At 37.3% G+C, this 22,600-nt stretch carries 21 protein-coding genes; 16 read left to right on the forward strand and 5 right to left on the reverse strand.

What is annotated here, in order from left to right:
- From MRY82_08180 to MRY82_08195, 4 genes are read left to right on the forward strand one after another with little or no spacing between them, the layout of a single operon-like run.
- Window positions 1-1,170: a hypothetical protein gene (locus MRY82_08180; protein MCI5072900.1), complete on the forward strand. Its 1,170-nt coding sequence runs from the start codon at window positions 1-3 to the stop codon at window positions 1,168-1,170.
- The gene (locus MRY82_08185; protein ID MCI5072901.1) at window positions 1,170-1,757 is read left to right on the forward strand and encodes a pyridoxamine 5'-phosphate oxidase family protein; all 588 of its coding nucleotides are present in this window, start codon (window positions 1,170-1,172) and stop codon (window positions 1,755-1,757) included. The genes MRY82_08180 and MRY82_08185 overlap by 1 nt, the downstream gene beginning before the upstream one ends.
- On the forward strand, window positions 1,757-2,758 hold the full coding sequence (locus MRY82_08190; protein ID MCI5072902.1) for an NAD(P)-binding protein: 1,002 nt from the start codon (window positions 1,757-1,759) through the stop codon (window positions 2,756-2,758). The genes MRY82_08185 and MRY82_08190 overlap by 1 nt, the downstream gene beginning before the upstream one ends.
- On the forward strand, window positions 2,751-2,993 hold the full coding sequence (locus MRY82_08195) for a TIGR03643 family protein (protein MCI5072903.1): 243 nt from the start codon (window positions 2,751-2,753) through the stop codon (window positions 2,991-2,993). Before MRY82_08190 ends, MRY82_08195 begins: the two co-directional genes overlap by 8 nt.
- A 28-nt stretch (window positions 2,994-3,021) precedes the next feature.
- Here MRY82_08195 and MRY82_08200 read toward each other — a convergent pair whose 3' ends face one another.
- A complete protein-coding gene (locus tag MRY82_08200; protein ID MCI5072904.1) occupies window positions 3,022-4,020 on the reverse strand; it encodes an NAD(P)-dependent glycerol-3-phosphate dehydrogenase in 999 nt (332 codons plus the stop codon).
- A gap of 113 nt (window positions 4,021-4,133) precedes the next feature.
- Between MRY82_08200 and recN the strand changes: the two genes are divergently transcribed.
- From recN to MRY82_08225, 5 genes are all read left to right on the forward strand, one after another.
- Window positions 4,134-5,861, forward strand: a complete 1,728-nt coding sequence (recN, locus tag MRY82_08205; protein MCI5072905.1) for a DNA repair protein RecN — start codon at window positions 4,134-4,136, stop codon at window positions 5,859-5,861.
- Window positions 5,862-5,962: 101 nt separating this feature from the next.
- Window positions 5,963-6,742: a Stp1/IreP family PP2C-type Ser/Thr phosphatase gene (locus MRY82_08210; GenBank protein ID MCI5072906.1), complete on the forward strand. Its 780-nt coding sequence runs from the start codon at window positions 5,963-5,965 to the stop codon at window positions 6,740-6,742.
- Between the two features lie 122 nt (window positions 6,743-6,864).
- A complete protein-coding gene (locus MRY82_08215) occupies window positions 6,865-7,797 on the forward strand; it encodes a M23 family metallopeptidase (protein MCI5072907.1) in 933 nt (310 codons plus the stop codon).
- 74 nt (window positions 7,798-7,871) lie between these two features.
- Window positions 7,872-10,460 (forward strand): preprotein translocase subunit SecA, encoded by a 2,589-nt coding sequence (gene secA / locus MRY82_08220; GenBank protein MCI5072908.1) that lies wholly within the window; start codon window positions 7,872-7,874, stop codon window positions 10,458-10,460.
- A complete protein-coding gene (locus MRY82_08225; protein ID MCI5072909.1) occupies window positions 10,447-11,301 on the forward strand; it encodes a heme-dependent peroxidase in 855 nt (284 codons plus the stop codon). Before secA ends, MRY82_08225 begins: the two co-directional genes overlap by 14 nt.
- A gap of 148 nt (window positions 11,302-11,449) precedes the next feature.
- Here MRY82_08225 and MRY82_08230 read toward each other — a convergent pair whose 3' ends face one another.
- On the reverse strand, window positions 11,450-12,292 hold the full coding sequence (locus tag MRY82_08230; GenBank protein MCI5072910.1) for a hypothetical protein: 843 nt from the start codon (window positions 12,290-12,292) through the stop codon (window positions 11,450-11,452).
- Between the two features lie 189 nt (window positions 12,293-12,481).
- On the opposite strand from MRY82_08230, the gene MRY82_08235 reads away from it, so the two are divergent.
- From MRY82_08235 to MRY82_08250, 4 genes are all read left to right on the forward strand, one after another.
- Window positions 12,482-13,396, forward strand: a complete 915-nt coding sequence (locus MRY82_08235) for a dienelactone hydrolase family protein (protein ID MCI5072911.1) — start codon at window positions 12,482-12,484, stop codon at window positions 13,394-13,396.
- A gap of 27 nt (window positions 13,397-13,423) precedes the next feature.
- The gene (locus MRY82_08240) at window positions 13,424-14,323 is read left to right on the forward strand and encodes an ion channel (protein MCI5072912.1); all 900 of its coding nucleotides are present in this window, start codon (window positions 13,424-13,426) and stop codon (window positions 14,321-14,323) included.
- Between the two features lie 80 nt (window positions 14,324-14,403).
- Window positions 14,404-15,081: a DUF4397 domain-containing protein gene (locus MRY82_08245; protein ID MCI5072913.1), complete on the forward strand. Its 678-nt coding sequence runs from the start codon at window positions 14,404-14,406 to the stop codon at window positions 15,079-15,081.
- Complete coding sequence (locus tag MRY82_08250) at window positions 15,082-15,831, forward strand: hypothetical protein (GenBank protein ID MCI5072914.1); 750 nt, start codon at window positions 15,082-15,084, stop codon at window positions 15,829-15,831. It begins immediately after the preceding gene.
- 362 nt (window positions 15,832-16,193) lie between these two features.
- Here the strand turns inward: MRY82_08250 and typA are convergent, their stop codons facing one another.
- Window positions 16,194-18,062 carry a translational GTPase TypA gene (gene typA / locus MRY82_08255; GenBank protein MCI5072915.1) on the reverse strand — a complete coding sequence of 623 codons (1,869 nt, stop codon included), beginning with the start codon at window positions 18,060-18,062 and terminating at the stop codon, window positions 16,194-16,196.
- 169 nt (window positions 18,063-18,231) lie between these two features.
- On the opposite strand from typA, the gene MRY82_08260 reads away from it, so the two are divergent.
- Window positions 18,232-18,987, forward strand: a complete 756-nt coding sequence (locus MRY82_08260; GenBank protein ID MCI5072916.1) for a hypothetical protein — start codon at window positions 18,232-18,234, stop codon at window positions 18,985-18,987.
- Window positions 18,988-19,002: 15 nt separating this feature from the next.
- Here the strand turns inward: MRY82_08260 and MRY82_08265 are convergent, their stop codons facing one another.
- On the reverse strand, window positions 19,003-20,562 hold the full coding sequence (locus tag MRY82_08265) for a SulP family inorganic anion transporter (GenBank protein ID MCI5072917.1): 1,560 nt from the start codon (window positions 20,560-20,562) through the stop codon (window positions 19,003-19,005).
- A gap of 233 nt (window positions 20,563-20,795) precedes the next feature.
- Here MRY82_08265 and lysM point away from each other — a divergent pair, with 233 nt between their 5' ends.
- Window positions 20,796-21,257 (forward strand): peptidoglycan-binding protein LysM, encoded by a 462-nt coding sequence (gene lysM, locus MRY82_08270; GenBank protein ID MCI5072918.1) that lies wholly within the window; start codon window positions 20,796-20,798, stop codon window positions 21,255-21,257.
- 58 nt (window positions 21,258-21,315) lie between these two features.
- On the opposite strand, the gene MRY82_08275 is transcribed toward lysM, so the two are convergent.
- Window positions 21,316-21,756: a DMT family transporter gene (locus MRY82_08275; GenBank protein ID MCI5072919.1), complete on the reverse strand. Its 441-nt coding sequence runs from the start codon at window positions 21,754-21,756 to the stop codon at window positions 21,316-21,318.
- 29 nt (window positions 21,757-21,785) lie between these two features.
- On the opposite strand from MRY82_08275, the gene MRY82_08280 reads away from it, so the two are divergent.
- Window positions 21,786-22,565: a hypothetical protein gene (locus tag MRY82_08280; protein MCI5072920.1), complete on the forward strand. Its 780-nt coding sequence runs from the start codon at window positions 21,786-21,788 to the stop codon at window positions 22,563-22,565.
- Window positions 22,566-22,600: the final 35 nt, after the last annotated feature.

Genomic DNA, 22,600 nt, shown 5'->3' on the forward strand with positions numbered 1-22,600 from the left:
ATGAATAAAAAGTTTGGAAATAATATGCATGAGCTGGCCAAAGACGCCCTCAATCGGTTTATGAATGAGGCTCTCTTAAACTATGCCCATCAAAGAAACTTTGATTTAGGCAAGGAAAATCATAACAATGTCAGTCGTTTGTCACACTTCATCAGAAAACGGCTTATTTCTGAAGAGCGGGTTGTAAAAAAAATATTGAGTTCCTTTGACCTTGGCCCGGTTGAAAAATATATACAAGAGGTTTGCTGGCGGACTTATTGGAAGGGCTGGCTCTGCCATTATCCAAGTGTGTGGGATAACTATAGGTCTGAGCTTGATCAACTCTTAAAAAATGCTGATGCAATAACTTTTTCAAAAATAAAAGACCTTGAAATGTCAAACTCTGAGTTCGAGTGCCTAAATGACTGGAGTGAAGAGTTACAAGAAACTGGATATCTGCATAACCATGCCAGAATGTGGTTTGCTAGTATTTGGGTTCATACCCTTCAACTTCCTTGGCAACTTGGGGCACACTTTTTCATGCAGCATTTGTTAGATGGAGATGAAGCCTCAAATACTTTAAGTTGGCGTTGGGTTGCAGGTCTTCACACAAAAGGTAAAGCTTATTTAGCCTCAGCAAAAAATATTAAAAAGTTTACGCACTCACGCTACGAAAAAATACCAGAAATGGCTGCTCGAGCAGTTCAACTGGAGTATCAAGCCCCCAGCTTTGAGAATATTGAATTGAAATCTCCAGCAAATACCAAGGGCAAAGTTCACTTGCTTGTTCATGGCAATGATTTGGAAAGTTTGGGTGCACTTGTTAAGCGCTATAAGCCAGAAGTAATTTATATTTTGTCTTTAAGGCATTTGAATAAGCAACTTAAGATTTATAGCGAAAAAGTTTTAAAATTTGATGATCAAGCCTTGGAACAAACATTGCATCAATTGAGTTTAAGTCAGGACTTTAAAGTTATATCCATAGAAGATGATATTAGCTTTGATCAAAATGTTGACTATGTAAGTTACTTCCCCGGTCAAGGTTATATGATGGATTATCTTCAAGATAAAATTCCTAATTTAAAGTATGTTTATAAACCATGGGATCAAAAACTGTTTCCCTATGCCAACAAAGGGTTTTTTCCGTTTTGGAAAAAAGTTAAGCAATTTCTTAAGCAAGAGGATATTTAATGCAAGCGTTTTATCAGGATTACTATGATAAAGCTTGGCAGTTGATGGCCTTAGGTCAAAAAAGCCGTAAGTCTTGCTTTAGAACAGCTGCGTTTTCTACGATATCTTCAGATTTTCCAGAGCTTAGAACTGTGGTGATACGAAAAACAGATCAAGCAAGTCAAACAATAGTGTTTCATACAGACACAAGAAGCCAGAAAGTAAATGAACTTAAAAACAATCCTAACTGTTGTTTATTGTTCTACAGTAAGCCGCATGCAGTTCAAATTAGAGTTTATGCGCAAGCACGGATTCATACAAATAATAAAACAGCTGAGCAGCGCTGGAAGACAATGATCCCATTGTCAAAAAGATGTTATATTGCAAAAGCACCGGGAACAGTTTTAGCTGTTGATGAGTCTGAGCACGCTAAACAGCTTCAAACAAGAGAGCCTTTGCCCCATGAGCATGAACAGGGTTATCATAACTTTGCAGTTGTTCAGTGCAAGGTTGAAAAAATAGATTATCTTGATTTAAATTTTGAAGGTCATACTCGCATTGTATTTGATTTGAGTTCCCACATTTTAGCTAAAAAGGTGGCCCCCTGATGACGTCAAAAAAAAAGCCAAAAATAGCCATGGTTGGCGCTGGTGCATGCAGTACATTTTTATCTCAAATGTTGACGCCTTATTTTCAAATAGACTGTTTTGAAAAATCCAGAGGTATCGGGGGGAGGGCCGCATACAGGCGGTACAGCGATACAAACTTTATTCACGGAGCACAGGCTTTCAGGGTTAGAGATCAATCATTTTTTCAATACTTAAACCCTATGATTGAAGGTGACTTACTTTATGAATGGGTGCCAAAGCTGATTAGTTATGATGAATTTGGCAAAACCTTTAAAAGACTGTGGTATGAAAAACGTTATTCACATTGTCACAGTATTGCGCATTTTTTAAAAGATATTGCTTGTTTTGATTCTTTGTATACACAGGCAAAAATTAATTCTATTGCTGTAGATAATAGAGATCATGTTGTTTTAGCGACTGATGATGAGGTTTTTAAAGGCTATTCCTTTTGCCTCATTACAGCGCCACCGGTTCAGGCAAAGCAGCTGTTGAGTCTCAACACAGAGCAAGAACCAAAGATAAAAAAAATTCAATCTCAATATGTATCAATGTTAAGTTTAACTCAAGACAACCGTTCACAGTGGGAAGTTGCTTATGGTCAGAACATGTTCTTAGAAAAAATTATAAGAATGAAACACGAACAAAACTTAAGCAACAACTATGTTGTGTTTTCTGAAATTTTAGATAACCCCAATGACTTTGACAAGAACTCTTTAAGACCCAACGCTTATGATAAAATGAAATTAGAGTTTTTTAACTTCCTTAAATCTGATGAAGATCAACTTGAACATGAAGAGCATCATTATTGGCGATACAGAAAAACAATGATGGATACAGATCAAAAATTTTACTGTGATAAGAGTGAAAAAATATATATTTGTGGTGATAGCTTTTTTGAATCCAACGATATTCAAGCAGCATTTTTAAGCGCGCAAGCTGTGGTGAATGACCTTAAGAAAAAAGGAGTTCTTCTTGTTTAAGTTGCGCTATGAAAAACTGAGCCCAGGAGATATTTCAAAAATAATTAAACGTGCATTGGGCGATGAGTTTTCATTTGATGACATTTGCAAAGACTATGACCTGGTGCATGGAGATATTATAAAAATAATGCGCAAAAATATATCAAGGCGTGCATTTAAAAACTGGAGACAAAGAAGTACCAGTACACTTAGAAATGGAAAAAAACACAGTAAAAAACAAACTGCTTTGTCTTAAAAAGAAAAAAGTCTTTAGACGGTGAAGGTCAGATTTCTTTTTCTGCCCCCTGATAAAGAATAGCATTAAGAGCATCTTTTAGAGGTTTGTGTTCATAGATGGCCTGATAAATTTGCATCATAATAACGCTTTGAGTTCCCATCTTTTGAATCATTTTATAAGCAGATTTTGTGGTTCTTATACCTTCAGCAACTTGTCCTAATTGTTTGATAGTCTGTCGCAAGGATAAACCACTTGCGAGCATCTTTCCAACCCGTCTATTTCTTGATAAATCACTGGTGCAGGTTAAAAGTAAATCGCCAAGCCCTGCTAAGCCAGAAAACGTTTCTACTTTTGCTCCTTGTGCTAAACCTATTCTTATGATTTCTGCTAAACCCCTTGTAATCAGTGCTGAACGAGCGCTTGGCCCAAGCTTCAAGCCATCACAAACACCAGCAGCAATAGCAATAACGTTTTTCAAAGCCCCCGCCAACTCTACGCCAATAACATCATCTGTACGGTAAGCGTGAAACGTTGGGCAATGAAATGCTTGTTGCACTTTTATTGCAGTAGAGGTGTTGTAAGTTGCAACTGTGACCGCTGTTGGCTTTTGACGGATGACATCGTGAGCAAAGCTTGGACCAGAAAGTGTTGCAAAGCGTTTTTTTATCCAATCTATTCCATATAAGTCAGTAAGGCTTTGGCTAACAGTTTTTAAACTTGTATTGTGAATACCTTTAGCTGTGGAGACAAAAATAGTTTGATCATTGATGTTGAGTTCAAGTTTAAGCAATACTTTTTTTACAGCATACGAAGGACAAGCGTAAACAATAATATCAAAGCTTTCTGTTATATTAGTCTGGCTGGTAAATTGAATGGTGTTGGGTAGCTCAATGTCTGGGTGATAGTTGGGGTTGTTTGAGTTTTGTTTCAACTGGTCAATATGTTCTGGGTTTCTGCTCCACATTAAAACAGTATTTCCATTTTTTGCCAAAACACTCGCTAAAGCTGTTCCCCAGCTCCCAGTGCCTATGACCAAAACATTCATGACAAGTTCATAACAAGTAACGCAAGGAAATGCCAATGATTGATGTTTATTGTTCAAGAATAAATTACGAATGTAAATCGACAATCGAGTAGGGTTATGCTAATCCAGACTCAATGCTGGAATGGATAAAAATTCAGGATTTGGCTATTATTTCTCAAGCTTATGTAGACTTTAAGTCTGGGCTTAATGTCTTGACGGGAGAAACAGGGGCAGGAAAGTCAATTTTGATTGATTCGATTGAATTTTTATCTGGTAAGCGGGCATCGTCTTTGGATGTGAGGCATGGGTCACCGTATGCAGTTATTGAAGGAAGTCTTAATGTTTCTGCTAAGGCTTCGCCTATGTGGATGATCATGGAAGAGTTGGGCTTGCCAAGAGATGACAATACGATTCATTTAAAAAGAGTCATATCGGCCAGCGGCAAAAGTAAAGCCTTTGTTAATCTGAGCCCCTGTACAGTCGGCACTCTAACAGAACTGGCCAAACATTGGTTGGATATGACAGGGCAACATAGTCAGAGTCAATTGGCAGATGAGAAGAACTACTTGGATCTCTTAGATCAATTCTGTAACCACACTGAACTCCTCAACGAATACAAATCCAAATTTGATCAGTTAAAAGCGATTGATCAAGATATTTCCGATTTAAAAGAGCAAGAAAAACGATTTGAACAAGAAAAAGATTTTTTAGAATACCAATATACAGAGCTTGAAAAAGCAGGCTTGGAGTTGGGAGAGCTACAAGAGTTGTCTGACCAAGAAAAAGTATTGAAAAATGCTGAGAAACTGGCGGATGGTATTCAAGCGGCTACAGCTTTGCTGGAAGACCCAGAGGGTATTTTAGATAAAGTGAATGCTTTATCCTTGGTTATTGACCAAATGAGAAAAGCACACAGCGACAGCAAAACACAAAATATCACTGAACAACTGGCTTTAGTTTTAGAACCTTTGAATCAAATATCTTTGGATCTGTCATTGCTGCAAAGTAATTTAGAGTTTGAGCCAGAACATATTGAAAAAATCAATGAGCGTTTATCTGTTCTGCAGGCAATCAAAAGAAAATATGGAAGCATAGAGACGGCAATTACTGAAAGAGATCGGCTAAAAGGGTTGATTGACAAGCAAATGGATTTGGCAGCCAGTTTTGAGGAGCTGGAGAAATCAAAAGAAGCTGTGCTTAAATTGTGTCGTCAATTGGCTAAAGAAATCCACCAAAACCGCATCAAAAATGGAGAGCAGTTTGCTAGCAAGATTAGTAACGAACTTAAAAAGCTTGGTATGGATCAAGCGGAATTTTTGGTTGAGGTGTTGCCTGGTCAAGAAGGTTATTTTGATCAAAAAACCAAACAGGTATTTAGCGCTAAGGGGACAGATAAAGTAGGATTTTTATTTTCACCTAATCTTGGTGAAGGTAAAAAGCCCTTGGAAAGTATTGCCTCAGGGGGCGAACTTTCAAGGATTTTGTTGGCAATCAAGAGTATTGCTGCTTTAGAGCAAGGTAATCAAAAAGTATTTTTATTTGATGAAGTGGATACTGGTATTGGTGGTGAAACCGCTGAACGTGTTGGTATCCATCTTAAGCAGTTGTCATTCAGTTCTCAAGTGTTATGTGTGACGCACCTGGCTCAAGTTGCATGTTATGCCGATCATCACTTATACATTGAAAAACAAGCTCAAGAAGGTAGAACGCAAGCATTGGTCAAAAGCCTCACTACAGAAGATCAAAAACAAGAGATTGCACGCATGATTGGTGGAATTAATATCACTTCAAAAGTTATTGAGCATGCCACAGAGTTGCTTAATCGTAAAAATGAAATGCAGCAGTTGAATAAAAGTATATGATGGTAGATAAAATTGGTTATAATAAAGCAAGGTTACTTTTTGTAAGAATTCAAAAAAGAATTTCGGCATTGGTACACTTTGCAGTATAAGAGAAGGTATTCATGAGGATTGTTTCTTGCGGTATAACGGATATTGGACAAAAGCGCCAGCGTAATGAGGATAGCTATTTACTCAATGATGAGCTCAAGCTTTATGTCGTTGCCGATGGCATGGGTGGTCATGTTGGTGGTGAGTTTGCCAGTAGAATTGCCGTGAAAACGGTTGAAGATATTATCAAAGGCGATGATCGAAAGTTTTCTGGTGTTGAAGACGATACTTACCTGGACAGTGAGCCGCCAAAAGCAACAGATGATACCAAACAGGAGCGCTTAAGGGATGCGATTACCCGTGCTGGGTGTATGATTGCACAAAAAGCGCAAGAAGAACCGGAATTAAGAGGCATGGGCACAACCACGACGGTGGCCTATTTTGACGAAGGCAAGGCTTACTTTGCGCATGTTGGAGACAGCAGAGCTTACTGTATTCGTAATAAAAAAATATCCCAAATAACAGAAGATCACTCTTTGGTTCATGAACAGTTGAAAAGTGGTTTAATCACAGAAGAAGAAGCAAAAAATCACCAACTAAAAAATATCATAACAAGATCTGTAGGCGTGCAAGAAGAGGTAGAAACTGATACAATAGTATGGAAGGTGCAAAAAGATGATATTTACCTCCTGTGCTCGGACGGTTTATCAAACATGGTAACAAATAAAGAAATGCAAGATATTGTCGCTTCAACAGACACGGAAACGGCGTCAAGAGCTTTAGTAGACTTGGCCAATGAACGTGGTGGAGATGACAATATTAGCGTTATTTTAATAAGAATAGATGAACTTTAGGGCAAGCTTTATACTGTTAATCAAGAGGCATTCATTGCAATTTTTGCCCATTAAGGTAGTAAGCATTTTGTGCAAAGGTTTTTAGCAAGTTGTTGAAATAATTCAAAAAAGAAAGTTATAGCATGAAAAAACAGAAAAAAAGTACGGTTTTTACCTTCATGTTCATTCCTGAGCGGCATTGGGGCGTTAAAAAGTGGATTGTCAGCAGAAAATGGCTGAAAAATGCGGCTATAGCCATGGCTTGCTTTACCGTTATTTCAGCAATTTCTATAACGTACAGTGCGCGGGACGTATTTTTGTCTTTATCACAAGAAAAAAAAGAAGATCGTATTGAGTTACTTGAAAGCAAAATACGGGTTTTAAAAACAGAGTTGTATGAAGCTCAGGTAACTCTAGCGCGTTTGGATACTTTTGAGCAAAAACTTAGAACGATGGCTCGTGTTGAAAAGAGTGGTTTAGCCATTGGTCCTTTAACGGAAGAAGAGCAAAATATCATTGACCACAAAGAAAATCCTTTGGATTTTTCACAAATTGGAGAAATCAAAGAGGATGATTTTGCTGCACTTGAGATGACCGCAAAAAATATTCAGAGAAAAGCCAGCATCAGGGAGCAGAGCTTGCAGCATTTGTATGAATTGTTAAGAGATCAGAGCTCATTGATTGCCGCTACACCATCAATTTGGCCAGTCCGTGGTTGGGTGTCCTCCCACTATGGTAAGAGGATTTCACCTTTTACTGGGCAAGTAAAGCATCATCATGGGGTTGATATTCCGGCACCAATTGGCACAAAGGTATTGGCAGCGGCAGATGGCGTTGTTATAAAAGTTGCTACAGAAAGTGGCTATGGCAAAGTGGTTAGTATCCGCCATGGCTATGGCATGGTGACGCGTTATGGACATAATTCAAAAAATTTAGTGAAAGTTGGACAAAAAGTGAAGCGTGGAGAAGTTGTTGCTGAAGTTGGGAACACAGGACGTTCTACTGGCCCACACCTTCATTATGAAGTTAGAATCAATGGGGTTCCAGTCAACCCTATGAAGTATATGGTTGACTAAAAAGCTTTGGGGGATAGCTTATAAGTCTACTTAAGTTCACCCATTATAGATTTTAGGGAAATGGTATTGATATGTTGGCAAACATCACAAAAAAAATTTTTGGTACGCAAAACGATAGAGACTTAAAAGCTTTTCAACCATGGGTAGATAAAATTAATCTTTTGGAGCCAGAGATGATGGCTTTGAGTGATCAAGCTTTAAAAGCGAAAACCCAACAGTTTAAAGAGCATTTAGCGCAAATAGCCGATGAAGATAAGCAAATAGCTGAATTGGATAAACTGTTACCAGAAGCCTTTGCTGTATGTAGAGAAGCGGGTAGAAGAGCTTTAGGAATGCGGCACTTTGATGTTCAGTTGATTGGTGGCATAGCGCTTCACCAAGGAAAAATTGCCGAGATGCGCACGGGTGAAGGTAAGACTTTGGTGGCAACTTTACCAGTTTATCTAAATGCCTTGTTGGGAAAAGGTGTTCATGTTGTAACCGTTAATGATTACTTGGCTAAGCGTGATTCAGAGTGGATGGGGCAACTGTATAACTTTTTAGGCTTAACTGTGGGTAATGTTGTCAACGGTATGATGGACGAAGAGCGTAGGGATGCCTATGCCTGTGATGTAACTTATGGTCAGAATAATGAATTTGGTTTTGATTACTTAAGAGATAACATGAAGTATCGTTTGGAAGACTATGTTCAACGTGAGCATTATTTTGCCATTGTTGATGAAGTTGACTCTATTCTAATTGATGAGGCCAGAACGCCTCTTATTATTTCTGGTCCAACCGATGATTCTACAGATAAATATTATGTAGTTAACAAAGTGATTCCGCATTTGACCAACGAAAAAGATTATACACTGGATGAAAAAACCAAAAGTGCCTTGCTGACGGAGCAAGGTGTTGCCAAAGTTGAAGAACTGTTAAAAATAGAGAATTTATATGCTCCAGAACATATGGAGTTGGTTCACCACGTTAACCAAGCTTTAAGAGCACATACTTTATTTCATAAAGATGTAGACTACATGGTTAAAGATGGTGAAGTTATGATTGTTGATGAGTTCACCGGTCGTTTAATGCAGGGTAGACGCTGGTCAGATGGTTTACACCAGGCTATAGAAGCAAAAGAAAATGTTAATATTGAAAACGAGAATCAAACTTTAGCCTCAATTACGTTCCAAAATTACTTTAGGATGTTTAAGAAACTTTCTGGGATGACAGGTACTGCAGAAACGGAAGCTGAAGAGTTTCATAAAATATATAAGCTTGATGTTATGGTTATTCCAACCAATAAGCCTATTGCCAGATTGGATGACCCTGATATCATTTACAGAACAGAACAAGATAAATTTAAATATATTGCAGATGATATCAAGGAAAAAAATGTTCTTGGACAGCCTGTTTTGGTGGGAACCGTTTCTATTGAGAAGTCAGAAAAACTTTCTAATTATCTTAAACGTTTGGGTGTAAAACACAATGTTCTCAATGCAAAGCAACATGAAAATGAGGCGGGTATTGTTAAGCATGCTGGACAAAAAGGCCAAGTGACGATTGCTACAAATATGGCCGGTCGTGGAACAGATATTGTCTTGGGTGAGGGCGTTGTTGATTTAGGTGGTTTGCATATTATTGGTACTGAAAGACATGAGTCAAGACGTATTGATAACCAGCTTAGAGGACGTGCTGGTCGGCAAGGTGATCCTGGGTCCTCACGTTTTTACTTGTCACTAGAAGATGACTTGATGCGTATTTTTGCCAGCGATTGGGTGCAAAAACTGCTTGATTGGGCTGGTATGAAAGACGGCGAAGCCATTGAGCATAAAATGACAACCAAAGCCATTGAAAATGCGCAAAGAACCATTGAAGGGCAAAACTTTGATATTCGTAAGCACCTTTTAAAATATGACGATGTCATGAATCAACAACGGCAAGTTATTTATTCTCAACGTAAAGCGGTTTTAGGTGAAGGTGCTATTGATAAAATTCTAGAAGACGACATAGAAGCTGTAGCGGAAGAGCTGGTTCTACAACATACAAACCAGGGTGATAGTCAAGAGTGGGATTGGGACAGCTTAGAAGACAACTTAAAGCGGGTTTTTAACTTTAGTGATGATCAACTCAATACAATTAAAACGGGTCAATACAAAAGCCAGGAAGACTTAAGAGATGTGTTGTGCGATGAAGCTCTGGCTAACCTTAAGGACAAGCAGGAACAACACTCTTCTGAGTTGATGGATGCTATTAAAAGAGAAATAAAACTCAGAACCATAGATGGCCTGTGGAAAGATCATTTATTGAATATGGATCACCTTAAAGAAGCTGTTGGTTGGGAAGGCTACGCACAAAAAGATCCCTTGGTAGTCTATAGGATTAAGGGTTTTGAGATGTTTTCTCAGATGCTGTACTCGATTTCGCAGACAAGTTTGGAAAGAATATTTCATGTTCAAGTCAATGTTTCAGAGCAGGATGATGCACAAGAAATGTTTGCTCAAAGAAGTCAACAAAGATCAAAAACAGGTCGAGGCCAAGGAATAGCTTTGCCCAATAGACCAAAAGCCAATGATACCAATATTCATACAACTGTTCGCAGAGAGGGTGAAAAGGTAGGCAGGAATGACCCCTGTCCATGTGGCTCGGGTAAAAAATATAAAAAATGTCATGGAGCAGACTGAAGTGAAAGACACAGATCAACATCAAGCAGAGTGTATAGTCCCAGAAACCTTTGAAGGTTGGGCAACTTTACATTTAATGTACACCATTGACTGGAGAAAGTGGTCTCTTTTAAGTGAAGGTGAGCAAGAGCAAAACTTGGGACAGCTGCAGCATTTCTTAGAAAATAATGAGACGCTTGACAATGAACAAGGACATTCAGCCATCTTTGCTCAGCTGGGTCATAAAGGTGACTTGATGTTGCTGCATTTTCGTAAAACTTTAGAGCAGTTAAAACAGGTAGAAAATGAATTTGCTTTACTCAATATTGCAGACTTTTTAGAAAAAAAACATTCTTATGTGTCTTATGTAGAGCTTGGCATGTATGCATTTACCCATAAATTACATGCGGAATTATTGGATAAGGGTTTAAAACCAAACTCAGATGAGTGGCAAAGCGCATGGACAGAAAATATGAAAGAGCAAGAGGCGCGCGTTCATAACCGTTTATTTACAAATATTCCAGATGAAAAGTATCTTTGTTTTTACCCCATGAATAAACTGCGCAACGATGTGAATAACTGGTACACCGTTCCGTTTGAAAAACGTCAGAGTATGATGCTTGAACATGGCATGATTGGTCGAAAGTACGCAGGTAAAGTCAATCAAATTATATCTGGCAGTATTGGTTTTGATGACTGGGAGTGGGGTGTAGATTTGTTTGCCAATGATCCCATTGTATTTAAAAAGCTGGTTTATGAAATGCGCTATGATGAAGCCAGTGCTCTTTACGGTGAGTTTGGTCCATTTTATATTGCCTACAGACTCAGACCCAATGATCTTGAAGGTTTTTTTGTGAGTTAAAAAAGCCAGTTAAGCCAAAGGCCATGATGCAGTGATCTTGGATAAAGTTTAATGCTTACATCAATAGGGCTATTGTATCAGCTATTTTAAGCCTATGATTTTTGAGTGCATTGAAACTAAACAACTGCTTTTCAAATTATTAAATAAATTATTTTTTCTCAACCGTTACAGGTTTGTTATTGCTTTTTACGGGGTTGGGAATAGGTTTTTTTACGCGTTTACTTGGTTTTTTATCATCGTCGTTGAATGGCTTATGTTTAAACTTCTTTTTACCGTTGCCTTTTCTCTTCTTACCCTTTTTGGCATTGTTTTTTTCGTCGTTGCGATGGTCTTTTTCTTTTTGAACAATGATATAGTCAGCCAAGAAAATCAGTTCCCCCACTTCTAAGGCAAACTTTGGAGTTTTTTCTTCTTCTTTATCTTTCTTCAAAGCAGTCACTTTTCTTAAGCGGTCTTGCATTTTTGGATTCACCACTCTACTGGCATCAATAGCTAAATTGAAACGATCTTCATTTTTCCAAGAAAATTCAGTTTTTAAAGCTTCAAGCAATTGCGGTCTTAATGCTTCAGCACGGTCTTTCCAACTGGGTCTTTTGGGTTTTAAAGCTTCTGCATTGTTACCTGGAGATGATTGAGCAGCATCATTTTGATTGTTTTGTTCATCTGCATGGCTGGCTTCGGTGTCTGGAGTTTTTGTTGTATCACCTTGCTCTTTTGGAGCCGCAGTTTCTTGATTTTCAGTGCTGGTTTCTTGGTTTACAGTAATGGCTTGATCTTCTTCAGTAGAAGAAGTATCTGGGGATGTGTTTTCTTGAAGGTCTTGAGATGTCTCAGTATTGTTTTGTTCAAGCTGTTCATCTAACGCAACTTTTTCTTGGATTTTCTCCTCAGGTTTAGAGACAGACTTTGTTTCATGTGTTTTCATCAGCTGAGATTGGATTGTTAGTAGCTTTTTTATTTCTAGACCTGTAAATTCAGTTACTGTTTTCATCTTATCGTTACCTTTTATTTTATTATGCACTGTTTGAGCGTTAAAACGCCAAGTACCACACAAATTGCGCATTTTGCTAGACTTGTCAATGTAATTTCTTCATTTAACAGGACGCTGTAGGTTATGGCTAATAAAATCCAAGCTCAAATGCATAGAAATGTTTGCAAGGATAAGATTTTTTGTTAGTTCATGCATATGAGACAAGTTACTATTTTATCTACGCTTTTTGTTTTGAGTCTTTTTTTTATTCCTCTATCTTCAGCCATGACCAATAAGTCGGTGACCAAAGAAAAAGACATAGAGACAGAGAAAATTAAATATTCATGGGATGATCAAGAATTTCATGGCTATTTGGCCAAGCCTAAAAAATTAAAAAAGCATACACCCGCGATATTGATTGTGCACGAGTGGTGGGGGCACAATGCCTACGCTCAAAAAAGAGCGGAAATGTTGGCAGAGGAAGGCTATATTGCTTTGGCTATTGATATGTATGGTAATGGAGAAAAAGCTCAGCACCCGTCTGAAGCAGGCAAAATGGCATCGCGCGTGAGTGGAAATATTGATTTAATGAAAAAAAGATTTCATGCAGGTATGAAAATTTTATCATCACAAGCGATGGTTGATGGTGATCGTATTGCTGCTCTGGGGTACTGCTTTGGCGGTGGAGTTGTTTTGCAAATGGCGCGAGAACGTTTACCGTTAACTGCAGTTATCAGCTATCACGGCAGTCTTTCTACAAGCCAGCCTGTAAAAGGTACAGAAGAAATGCCTAAGGTTTTAGTTTTTCATGGCAGTGACGATCCATTGGTTAGTGAGGAAGATCTAGAGAAATTTAAACAAGAAATGAAGGCTGCACAAGCAGACTATGATGTAGTTGAGTTTCCTGGAGTTAAACATGCTTTTACCAACCCTGATGCAACGGAATTAGGTGAGAAATTTTCTCTGCCTCTAGAGTATAACAAAAAAGCAGATCAAGCGTCATGGGAACGAAGTTTGATGTTTCTTAAGAACGTTTTTACCCAGACCAAACAAAAAACAGTTAAAGCAAAAGTAGTTAATGAAAACCAAAAAGCCGAACCCAAAGAAGAAAAAAAAGAGCTGTAAGCTGGTGTAAAACAAACCCTTACGTCCATGCACAAAAAAAGTAAAAAGACTCGTTCTCGTCTGGTTTTTGAAAAAGGAAGAGTCTTATCACATAGGCCCAAGCTTAATTTTCAAAAAACCCAATCCCAATTTTTACGGGATCCTTATTTTTATTTGTTGGATTCAGGCTGGTCAAGTTACTTCATTTTTTTTGTAATGGCTTTTGTTTTAGTTAATGCTTTATTTGCAGGTCTTTACTGTTACAGCTCTGCTCAAATTTCAGCTTTAGATAAAAATAGTTTTCTGCAGGGCTTTTTTTTTAGTGTACAAACTTTTTCTACAGTGGGTTATGGCATGATGTCACCACAAAATGCAGTAGCCAACACACTGGTATCCATACAAATTATGGTAGGGGTTCTATATACAGCTGGTTTTACAGGTTTGTTTTTTGCTAAACTCTCCAAACCTAAAGTCAAAATTATGTTCAGTAAAAATATGTTAATCCATAAACAAAATGGTCAAGATGTTTTAATGTTTAGAGTCGCCAACCAAAGAGCCAATGCTATTGTTATGGCAGAAATGACGGTGAATGCTTTAATTGATGAGATCAGCCAAGAAGGAGAGCATAGTAGAACCATTAAAAATCTAAAACTACAAAGAAAAAAAACATCTCTATTTGCGCTGTCTTGGAGCGTTTATCATGTTATTAATGATGATAGTCCTTTGCATGATTTTAGAGAAAACAAAGATGAACATCCGATGATTGCTTTATCTGTTATGTTAACCGGTTATGATGGAACCCAATCACAAACCATTTATAAAAACCATGTTTATTATCCTGAAGATATAAAATTTGATGCTTATTTTGAGGATATTGTTGAAGTGAATGATATGGAAGAGCTGAGTATTAGATACGAAAACTTTCATCAAATAAAAAACAAGGGCTAAAGAAATTTTCTTTTGGCGTTCAGTTTCTGAAAAACAGTATAAATATTTAATATAATTGCATTATTGTGTATAATGGAAGTATGCGTTATTTTAGTTTGTTTAACTTATGGATTCTTTTATTTTTTGCGAGTTCGTGCAGTCAAAGTAACAGTCCCTACAAGCTAAGAACTTTTCATACCAGCCCAGATTTAGGGGCGTTTAAATTAACAGTAGATGATAAAGAGCATGCTGAACAACTTAGTTACGCTGAAGTAACACCATATAAAGCAGTTAATAAAAAAATTCTTGATTATAAAGCTTACAATGAACAAGAAGAGCTTCTTTTTGCTATATCGCATACCTTTAGTCAGAAGGGGGACTATACATTAGTTGTTTCAGGTTACAGTAATGATTTAGACTTTATTATTATTGATGATGAAAAGCCTGAAATTAATAGCAATCAAACGGCTATGCGCTTTTGGAATGGGGTATTATCTAGCTCTGCTTATGATATATATGTTACTTTGCCTGGATCTGGTTTAAATGAAGCGACGATAGATTTTTTGAACTTTGATTATGCAACGGCTTCAACATATTTGAAATTAACATCGGGTAGCTATCAAGTAAGAATCACGGAACCGGGAAGTACTAGCAACCTTGTAGCCAATGAAATTATGAGTTTTTCTGCTGGTAAGGTTTATACGATAGCCTTAATTGAAAAAGCAGGAGGTGGGACTCCTTATGAGCTTGTAGTGTTGGAAGACAATAGTTTATTTTAAATGTCACCAGTAGAAAAAAAAATATTACTTTTGGGTAAAGGTTATGTAGCGCAAGCTTTTGCCCAAAGAATATCAGACGATTTCCCTTGGATAAATTTGACAATCACCTCTAGAGAGAAGCCGGAATGTGTTTATTTTGAACTAGAAAAACAAGCCTCTTGGGAAAATATTACTGATGAGTATGATGCCTGTGTTTGGACTTTTCCTGTCTATGACTTGAAACTGTTTCAACAGTTTTTTAATCAAAAGAAGAGTCTTTTTAAAAAGTTTATTCTACTTGGAACAACAAGCAGTTACAACATTGATTATGATCAGCAAATGATTCATGAGCAATCTGATTTGGATGTTGAGCACAAACGCTACGCTGTTGAAAAGTATCTTTTGCAGCATGAAGGAATCATTTTACGCTGTGCCGGTATTTATGGGCCAGAAAAGAACCCTTTAAACTGGGTAAAGCAAGGAAAAATTAAATCACCTCCCCAAAAATATGTAAACTGGATACATGTTTCTGACTTGGTACAGTTTATTGTCCATGCAATCCTGTATGGAAAAATGGGTGAAAGCTATATTGCAGCAGATGGATGTCCCGTCCAATGGCAAGCGTTTTATGATTATTACAAGGTGAGGCCAGTAGAAAATAAAACAAACTCAAAAAAGCTATCTAAAAAAATCAATAATCAATGGACTCTAGAACAGTTAAAAGTTGATCTCAATTACCCTAGTATTTTGCTAGGGCAGTGTAAATCTTAATTAAGCTGTTGCCGCTCAAATTCAAATAAAAACTTGAAGGTGAGTTTGGCAGATTCATCCTCAGCAAAGCAATTTAAATGGACCTGGATGTACTTCTTCTATGGAGTTTAAAGTAATAGATAGCATATCAGATGGACATAGTACAAAAGGGTCTGTGCAGTTTTCGAGTGTTATTTTATTATTTGATGTGGCAGATTTGATGTTTATGAACAACAAAACTAAAGCACAACAACAATATACGCATTTTTTTTTGCAAATTGGTCTCCCCAAGACAATAACAGTATTTTATCGTAAGGATCCAGCATGCAATAATTCTACGTGTCAAGCTGCAAAACGTTGTTTAACAAGGACAATTCAATTAACTATTTACGTTTAACACTTCGCATATTAGCAGCGAGAATCTTTTTACGCATTCTAATGGTGCTGGGTGTGATTTCAATCCATTCGTCATCATCAATCCACTCAATGCTGTCTTCAAGGCTCATTTTTTTTGTTCCTGCTAAAGTCACTAACACATCAGCATTGGCAGCTCTAAAGTTGGTCAGTTTTTTTTCGCGACAAACATTAATATTGAGATCAGTGTCTTTGTTAAATTGCCCCACAATCATGCCTTCATAAACTTTGGTGCCTGGATCAATAAAAAATATTCCTCTGTCTTCTAGCCCTAATAAAGCATACTCTGTAGAGTCTCCCGTTCTGTCAGCAATCAAAGCACCTTGACTCCTATGTAAAAAAGATTTGGTATTTTCTTTATATCCGTCCAATTGAGAACTCATCAAGCCTTGACCTTTGGTGATGGATAAAAACTTGGAACGCGTTCCTAAAAGACCTTTGGTTGGGATAGTAAATTCAAGGCGAACTCGCTGTTGAGATGTGTCTTGCGTGTTGGCATTGGCTTCATATTTACTCAAAACGCCACCACGGTTTTGAAACAATTGAGAAAGGTCACCCACAGACTCTTCAGGAACATCCAGAACTGCAATTTCATAGGGCTCCAATGTTTTGCCATTTTCATCTTGTTGCGTTAAAACCAAAGGTTTTCCCACTAAAAACTCAAGCCCTTCACGGCGCATTTGTTCAATTAAAATAGCCAACTGCAATTCACCGCGCGCTAAAACTCTAAATTGGTCAGAGCTTTCTGTTTCTTCAAAGCGTAAAGCAACGTTTTGTCTGACTTCTCGCAGTAAGCGTTCGCGTAATTTTCTGGACTGGATAGCTTCACCATCTTGACCGGAAAATGGCGAGTTATTGATAGAGAAAATCATCGATAAGGTAGGCTTTTCAACATTGATACGTTCAAGAGCAGCAATATCTGCGTTAGCAGCAAGTGTATCACCAATTTCAAACTTGTCAGTCCCAGCCACAATACCAATATCTCCAGCATGCAACTGATCAACATCAACTTGCTTTAGACCTTGATAAGTAAAAAGTTTGGTAACGGTAAAGTTTTCTTGCAGAGGCTCTTGATGATTTTTCAGTCCATGGCGAACAATTTTTTGTCCTTTTTGGATAGTGCCGGAATTGATTTTACCAATAGCTAAGCTACCAACGTAGTCAGAGTAAGCCAGGTTTGAAATTAGCATTTGAAAATCTTGGTCAGCAACAATTTTTGGAGCTGGAAAGTCATCAAGAATCAGCTCAAACAGAGGCTTTAAGTCAGCGGTTTTATTGCCTGCAACCAAATCTTCAATTTCATCTTTATCATTTGTACACCAGCCTTCACGACCACAAGCATAAATAATTGGGAAATCTAGTTGTTCATCTGTCGCTTCAAGCTCCATAAATAACTCTAAGACTTCATCAACCACTTCTGAGATTCGGTTAGAATGCCTACACTCGTTCCGATCAACCTTATTAATAACCAGAGCAATTTTATGACCTTTAGCCAAAGCTTTTTGGAGAACAAAGCGAGTTTGAGGCAGTGGCCCCTCTGCGGCATCAACCAAAAGAATGGCACCATCAACCATATTCATGATACGTTCAACTTCACCGCCAAAGTCAGCGTGTCCAGGCGTGTCTACAATGTTGACTTTAATATCACCAACAGTGATTGATGTGTTTTTGGCTAAAATAGTGATCCCGCGCTCGCGCTCAAGGTCCATGGAGTCCATAACACGTTCATCTACACTTTGATGTTCAGCAAAAGTTCCTGCTTGTTTTAATAAAAAGTCAACCAAAGTGGTTTTGCCGTGGTCAACGTGGGCAATGATACAAACGTTTCTAAAATTCATTGGCGGGAGTTTACGGCTTTTTTTCATAAGGTCAAGGCAAAACTTGCCGAGCAAGGTGTTTTTTGGCTAATGTCGCATTTGAAAAACTATGTAAATATTTTGTAGGGGTAAGTAGCTAAAATTAAAAGAAATCATTTGGCATTAAGGTTGCTGTATATTGATTATGATAGTGAAAAATAATTATAATAAAAAAAAGAATTTGGTTTTTTTTCTTAGCATTCTTTTTTCTAGCTTTGTTTATGCTCAGACTGTCAGCCAATATTGGGATTCATTCCAAGCCAATCAAATGAATTCTGAAATATCAGGTGATCAAATAAAACTATGCATGACATTAAAGATGCTCGTTTTACCTGAAGCAAAAAAAAATACCGATTACTTGCGAGATGTTTCTGCTAGCGGAAATGTTTTTCGCTATATGAGAAGTCATTGCCAAGCAAAATACTTTAATAGATATTTAGAGTTACTTGATGATTTGCAGAAAGATATTTTAATTACCCAAAAAATTTTGAAGAAGGATTTTTCAAAAAATTGGACCATGAAAAGTTTGCAAAAAACATTTACGGATTATTGGCGAGCAGATCCTCAGTATGATTTAAACTGTTATGCTAAAAATATAAAGTTGAATGTTGAACAAAAATATATTTTATATTTAGCAATAACTGAATTAAAGCATAAATTTTTTTTAGGGCTTGAAGTCAACGGTTCTAGTCAGAGACAAATTATATTAAAATTGTATGAACGTGTTTATGGTCTGAAAAAAAAGATTGATAAAAAATATCAACTTGACCCTGAGCTTGCAAAAATGATTCTAGAGTTAAAAGAGGAAGCTTTGTTGGAAGCAAAAGATCATCACCTTATTCATGAAGCTCTGATTAATGAGCTAATTGCAAAAGTTCTAAGATCTAGATCTAATATTATTGAATGAATATAAAAAGAAGGCTCAGCTATCTTTAATAGGGTCATCAATATCGTCTGGCAATTTATATTTATCAGCTGTATTTGCTTTACCTTTGGTGTATCGATCAAATAGAGTGTCCCACTCTAATTCAACATGCCCACCGTTTACTTCATGTCTGTGTTTGAAAGCAGACAATAACTCTAGACAGGCATGGTCAATAAATGCCAAGTTTTCAACGTGAAAACAGACGTTTGTCCCAGTATCAATGGTTTCTAATTCATGTCCCAGCTCAGGGAGCGCCAAAAAAGTAGCAGAGCCGTGCAGTATAATTTCTATAGTATTGTTGTTTACTTTTCTTTCAATGTCTAAGTGAGAAAGAGAGTAGACCAACTTGACTGTGGATAAAACTAAACCAATAACAATACCGTTGAGTAGGTTTAAACACACGATACCTAAAATAGTAGCTGAAAAAATAAATATAACGGGCTTACCGTATTTGAATAAAGATCGAATTGCAGGGATATTAAGTAATTTAAAACCGACATAAATTAATATTGCCGCTAAACTTGCGTTTGGGATTAACGCCAATAAACTGGGAAAAAATAAGATGAACACCAGTATCCAGAGGGCATGCAGTATAGAAGAAGCGTTGGATGAGGCTCCTGCATCAACATTAGCTGTGGATCTGCTGATCACACCAGTTACTGGAGAAGCACCTAAAATGCCACAAATGACATTGGCGATACCTTGGGCAACAAGCTCTTTACTATAATTGGTTCTTGGACCATTATGCATACGTGCTACAGCACTTGCACACAGCAATGTTTCAGTGGTACCAATAAAGGCAAGGGCTACGGCGGCCATAATGATATCGCCGCTAAAACTCTTGGTCCAAAGATCCAATTTAGGCAGGTTTATGATGTTTAAGATACTGCTGGGTACATCAACGTATTGAATATCCAAAGCCATAAGTTGAGAAACAGCAACTGCTGATAAAACACCCAACAATGCACCTGGGAGCGCTTTAAGATGTTTTGGTTTGAAACGCTCCCAAAATATTAATACAAGCAGAGTTAGGGTGCCAATCAGAGCAGCACTACTTTGGCTTGGATCAGAGCGGGTAACAAATGCATTAAAAATAGCATGAGGAATCATGATAAGGTTTTTTAACCCGCTTTCATACAGTTGAGCATCAAGAACAACATGCATTTGGCCAACAATAATTAAAACCCCAATGCCTGAAAGCATACCTCTAATCACCGCTGGAGATACAGCTCTAAAGTAGCGGCCTAGTTTAAGGAAGCCCCCCAAAAATTGCATTAGCCCACTTAAAACGACAATCAATGCAAATACTTCAAGACCATATTTCTGTACCATTTCAAAGATAATGACAGCAAGTCCCGCAGACGGTCCTGATATCTGTAAGGGGGCGCCACCAAGAAAACCAACAACAATGCCTCCGACTATTCCGGTAATTAGTCCTAATGCGGGAGGTAAACCTGAAGCCAGAGCAACCCCCATACCCAAAGGTAATGAGATTAAAAAAACAACCAAAGATGGACTTAAGTCTTTGATTGTTTTTATGTACAGAGAGTGCAACATAAAACAGATCTATAAAGTACTTTCTAGGTTTAATAAAGTTATTACTACTTATGTTTTTGTACTGAATAGAAATTCTGGTTGAGCATGATTGGCGAAAAGTCAACAAGCTATTTTTAGTAAAGAGAACCATGTTAAATTTAAACAAATCTAAAATATAAATTGTCAAAAACATCCATAAAACATTATGTTGTGTTGTATTAATATACAGATTTTATTTTTAAGGAGGTCATATCATGGGTTTATTTAATTTTATTAAAGATGTAGGTGCCAGTGTTTTAGGTGCAAGTAACGAAGAGCAAAACAATGAGCAAATAGAAAAAAAGATTATTGGCTTTGTAACCAAAGATTTACAGTTGGCTGTGGTGGACTTTAATGTAGATGTTCAAGGAGAAACTGCTTATCTAAAAGGAGAAGCTGGTAACTCTGAGCAACGAGAAAAGTTGATTCTTGCGGTTGGGAATATTGAAGGCATTGCTCAAGTTAATGATGATGCAATGACAACTTTTAAAGTGTCAACGGTAGAGCCAAGGTTTTATACTGTCAAAAAGGGCGACTCATTATCTAAGATTGCTAAAGAGTACTATAATGACCCGATGAAGTATCAACAAATTTTTGAAGCCAATAAACCGATGTTAGCTGATCCAGATAAAATTTATCCTGGGCAAACTTTGAGAATTCCACAAGATATAGCTTAAAAAAGACCGTTATAGTTAGCTCAAAGACAAAATCAGGTTGATTTGCTTTGGGCGCTATTTAGGGTTTAGAAATTAAAAATGTTCCTATTAAGAGTAAGATGATGCCCAAGGTTTTTGTTGGGGTAATGATGATGGTTTTGCCCAATAGACCAAAGTGATCATAAAAAAGGGAAGCCATCAACTGCACCGCAATTAAGGTGCTAAAAAAAATCAGTCCACCCATTTTAGGAACAAAAACTAGACTTGCAAAAATATAAAAAGCTCCAACAAAACCACCCATTAATAAATAACTGTGTTTAACATGCAGTTGAGAAAAGTTTGGTCTGTCTAAACCTGTAAAAATGATTATTGTGCTGATGCAGCTGATAGCAATGATAAAGTTAAACAAGGCTCCCCATAGAGGGTGACCAAGTTTATCACCCAGTTTAGCATTGGCAATGGCCTGCAAGGGAACAATAAGACCTAAAATAATAGGAATGAAGTACTGTATTGATTTCATCTCCTGTGTTTTATATAATGAAAGGCTGCATGCACCAATTGTTTAACACTATTTTTTTACTTTTTGTTGTTTTTTTGGTGTCTTGTGCAAGAGTAGATCCGCAAAAGGAATATATCAATAAGCTTTTTTCTGATCAAACCGAAACAGTATTCATTGAGCTTGATTATATGCAGGGGACATTGCCAGAAACAATTGATCAGAATAGTGGTTTGCCCGTATGGGAGCTTCTACGCTATAATCTAAACTATATTTTTTCTGGGACAAAAAACTTGCTTATTCCCTTAACTTCTTCAGATATGGATGAGATCCCTGCCGAGAATAAAAATTATAACAGGCAAGATTTGGTTCACCTTGCAATGCAACATCGAGCCAGTTCCGCTTGGGATGGTAAACAAGCATCTATTTATATTTTATGGGTAGATGGTTACTTTCAGAATGATCAACAAGAGACTGAAACCAGTGTTTTAGGTTTGTCTATATCTGGGCAAGCCATGCTTGTTGTATTCAAACCAGCAGTAGAGTTGGCTTCAAGTAGTTTCCCTCATTATGAAGCGTATGCCCAACAAATTGTTGTTAATCATGAAATTGGCCATGTTATTGGTTTGGTTAACAATGGCTTACCCATTACATCAAATCATCTAGATGATAATGCCTCACATGGATCTGCACATTGCAATAATCTCAGTTGTATTATGTACTGGCAAAATGAATCCAGAGTTCATGATATTGCCAATTATGTTGAAGTAAGTAACGACTTCAATATGTTGCTGTTTGGTCCATTTTGTCTAGAGGATGTTAATACTTTTTAAAAGAAGATTTAAGTGCTTTTTAGACTGGATGTTTT

Source organism: bacterium, from assembly GCA_022763185.1.
Lineage (GTDB): Bacteria > Bdellovibrionota_G > JALEGL01 > JALEGL01 > JALEGL01 > JALEGL01.

Excerpts from the sequence above, each read along its gene's own strand:
- MRY82_08250 (MCI5072914.1), top strand. The coding sequence starts at position 15,082 with ATGTCACCAGTAGAAAAAAAAATATTACTTTTGGGTAAAGGTTATGTA.
- MRY82_08190 (MCI5072902.1), top strand. The coding sequence starts at position 1,757 with ATGACGTCAAAAAAAAAGCCAAAAATAGCCATGGTTGGCGCTGGTGCA.
- MRY82_08225 (MCI5072909.1), top strand. The coding sequence starts at position 10,447 with ATGGAGCAGACTGAAGTGAAAGACACAGATCAACATCAAGCAGAGTGT.
- MRY82_08235 (MCI5072911.1), top strand. The coding sequence starts at position 12,482 with ATGCATATGAGACAAGTTACTATTTTATCTACGCTTTTTGTTTTGAGT.
- MRY82_08280 (MCI5072920.1), top strand. The coding sequence starts at position 21,786 with ATGCACCAATTGTTTAACACTATTTTTTTACTTTTTGTTGTTTTTTTG.
- MRY82_08275 (MCI5072919.1), bottom strand. The coding sequence starts at position 21,756 with ATGAAATCAATACAGTACTTCATTCCTATTATTTTAGGTCTTATTGTT.
- MRY82_08240 (MCI5072912.1), top strand. The coding sequence starts at position 13,424 with ATGCACAAAAAAAGTAAAAAGACTCGTTCTCGTCTGGTTTTTGAAAAA.
- MRY82_08245 (MCI5072913.1), top strand. The coding sequence starts at position 14,404 with ATGCGTTATTTTAGTTTGTTTAACTTATGGATTCTTTTATTTTTTGCG.
- MRY82_08210 (MCI5072906.1), top strand. The coding sequence starts at position 5,963 with ATGAGGATTGTTTCTTGCGGTATAACGGATATTGGACAAAAGCGCCAG.
- MRY82_08230 (MCI5072910.1), bottom strand. The coding sequence starts at position 12,292 with ATGAAAACAGTAACTGAATTTACAGGTCTAGAAATAAAAAAGCTACTA.
- MRY82_08185 (MCI5072901.1), top strand. The coding sequence starts at position 1,170 with ATGCAAGCGTTTTATCAGGATTACTATGATAAAGCTTGGCAGTTGATG.
- MRY82_08200 (MCI5072904.1), bottom strand. The coding sequence starts at position 4,020 with ATGAATGTTTTGGTCATAGGCACTGGGAGCTGGGGAACAGCTTTAGCG.
- typA (MCI5072915.1), bottom strand. The coding sequence starts at position 18,062 with ATGAATTTTAGAAACGTTTGTATCATTGCCCACGTTGACCACGGCAAA.
- lysM (MCI5072918.1), top strand. The coding sequence starts at position 20,796 with ATGGGTTTATTTAATTTTATTAAAGATGTAGGTGCCAGTGTTTTAGGT.
- MRY82_08180 (MCI5072900.1), top strand. The coding sequence starts at position 1 with ATGAATAAAAAGTTTGGAAATAATATGCATGAGCTGGCCAAAGACGCC.
- MRY82_08265 (MCI5072917.1), bottom strand. The coding sequence starts at position 20,562 with ATGTTGCACTCTCTGTACATAAAAACAATCAAAGACTTAAGTCCATCT.
- MRY82_08215 (MCI5072907.1), top strand. The coding sequence starts at position 6,865 with ATGAAAAAACAGAAAAAAAGTACGGTTTTTACCTTCATGTTCATTCCT.
- recN (MCI5072905.1), top strand. The coding sequence starts at position 4,134 with ATGCTGGAATGGATAAAAATTCAGGATTTGGCTATTATTTCTCAAGCT.